This window comes from Verminephrobacter aporrectodeae subsp. tuberculatae At4 (genome assembly GCF_000193225.1).
In the GTDB taxonomy this organism is placed as follows: Bacteria; Pseudomonadota; Gammaproteobacteria; order Burkholderiales; family Burkholderiaceae_C; genus Acidovorax; species Acidovorax aporrectodeae.
In genome coordinates this window covers 1-1,958 of record NZ_AFAL01000454.1, presented here as the reverse complement: position 1 = coordinate 1,958, position 1,958 = coordinate 1, and the positions used below count along the sequence as shown (strand labels likewise).

The following is a 1,958-nucleotide window of genomic DNA, read 5'->3' as shown; positions in this document are numbered from 1 at the left end:
GCAGGCGCTCGCGCAAACGCTGCAAGGCCACGGTTTTGACTGGGCGCAGGCCCTGGTGCTGGCGCAGGTGCAAGCCGCCTTGCAGCCCTATTGGTTGGTGCAGGATGCCGCCCATGCCCCAGGCCCCTGAGTTCGACGGGCGCCGCACGGCGGCTTGGTGCCTGCATGCGCAGCAGGTGTTCGACGGCCACGCGCTGCGGCCGGAGCAGGCCCAGGACCCGATCACCCAGGGCCTGCCCGTGTGGCGGCGAGGGCAGGGCACGCTGGCGCCGGGCCCGTTCGAGCGCCACGGGTTTGACTGGGCGCAGGCTCTGGTGCAGGACGCAGCCCATGCCGTCCCAGGCCCCTGACTTTGACTGGCGCCGCACGGCGGCCTGGTGCCTGCATGCGCAGCAGGTGTTCGACGGCCACGTGCTGCGGCCGGAGCAGGCTGTAACGGTGGTGCATGGGCGCATTGCAGCCGTGGGGGCGGTCGATGACCCGGTCAACCAGGGCCTGCCCGTGTGGCGAGGGCAGGGCACGCTGGCGCCGGGTCTGTTCGACATCCAGGTGAACGGCGGAGCCGGGCGCATGTTCAACAACACGCCCGACGCCGACACCCTGCGCCACATCGGCGCGGCCCTGGCGCGCGCCGGCACGACGGCCTGGCTGCCGACCTTCATCACCGACAGCGCGCCGCGCATGGCGCAGGCCGCGCGGGCCATAGAGGCCGTGCATGGCAGCCAGGGGGTGGTGGGGGTGCATTTCGAGGGCCCCCACATCAGCGTGCAGCGACGCGGCGCGCATCTGGAGCAGCACATCCGCCCGCTCGACGACGCCACGCTGAACCTGCTCGCACGCTTGCGCGCCAAGCAGATTCCGGTACTGCTCACGCTGGCGCCCGAGCAGCAAGCCCGGGGCAGCATTGCCCGGCTCTGCGCCATGGGGGTCACCGTGTCCCTGGGCCATACCGCGGCCAACGCGGCGCAGGTCCACAGCGCCTTGGCCGAGGGAGCCAGCTGCTTCACCCACTTGTTCAACGGCATGGCGCCGATGGGCGCGCGCGAGCCCGGCGTGGTCGGCGCTGCGCTCGACAGCCCCGCCTGGTGCGGCGTGATCGCCGACGGCCACCACGTGGCCGACGCCGTGCTGCGCGTGGCAATCCGTTCCCGGCCCGTGGCAGACCGCATGGTGCTGGTGTCCGACGCCATGGCCACCACCCACGGCCCCCCGCAGTTCGATCTGTATGGCGAAACCATCCGCGTGGTGCAGGGCAGGCTCGTGAACCAGGCCGGCTCCCTGGCCGGTGCCCACATCGACCTGGCCAGTTCCGTGCAAGGGCTGATCACCCGGGTCGGGATCGATCCCGCACAGGCGCTGCGCATGGCCACGCACAACCCGGCGCAGCTCATGGGCCTGGCGCACGCAGTGGGCCAGCTGCGCCCCGCAATGCCCGCCCGCATGGTCCTGTTTGACGCCGACTGGGGCTTGGCAGCCCAGTTCTGACTTCCATGTAGCCATGGGTCTGGCGGCGGCGCGGATAGCCAGAGCGTCCGAGCACGCGCGGCCGATGCACGTGGAACGCGCCCCCTCGTCCTGACCGGGGGCGAACTGCATCACCGCGCGCGCGGCCAGAAATTGCGCAATGCATGCATGGCTCGATGTGCACGATCACCGTGCGCCGCGTCCCATCCAGGGCGAGCCCCATTTCCTGAAGATCAATCCACCCTCGCTGGGGGGCCTGAAACCGTCCCTTCAGAACCGCAGCATAGTGAACAAGCAGTCAAAAGTAAATTGGGTTATATTTTGTGCAAATTTCGCGCACCCACACTGCACTCGACACCAGACACTCCCATGCTCAACACCCACCCGGTGGACCCGCGGACAGGTCCAAGGCAAGCTACCCGCCAGCAGCCACCCACAGCTATTGTGCATGATTGGTTTCCATATGTGCGTGCTGGTTTCCACGCGAAACGACG

Annotated in this window: 2 protein-coding genes; both read left to right on the top strand. The window is 69.2% G+C overall.

The window, feature by feature from the left end:
• Positions 1-113 precede the first annotated feature (113 nt).
• Entirely contained in the window at positions 114-350 is a 237-nt protein-coding gene (locus VTU_RS33645; RefSeq protein WP_010105497.1) for a hypothetical protein, read from the top strand.
• Positions 331-1,485 carry an N-acetylglucosamine-6-phosphate deacetylase gene (locus VTU_RS0114840; protein ID WP_010105495.1) on the top strand — a complete coding sequence of 385 codons (1,155 nt, stop codon included), beginning with the start codon at positions 331-333 and terminating at the stop codon, positions 1,483-1,485. The genes VTU_RS33645 and VTU_RS0114840 overlap by 20 nt, the downstream gene beginning before the upstream one ends.
• Positions 1,486-1,958 lie beyond the last annotated feature (473 nt).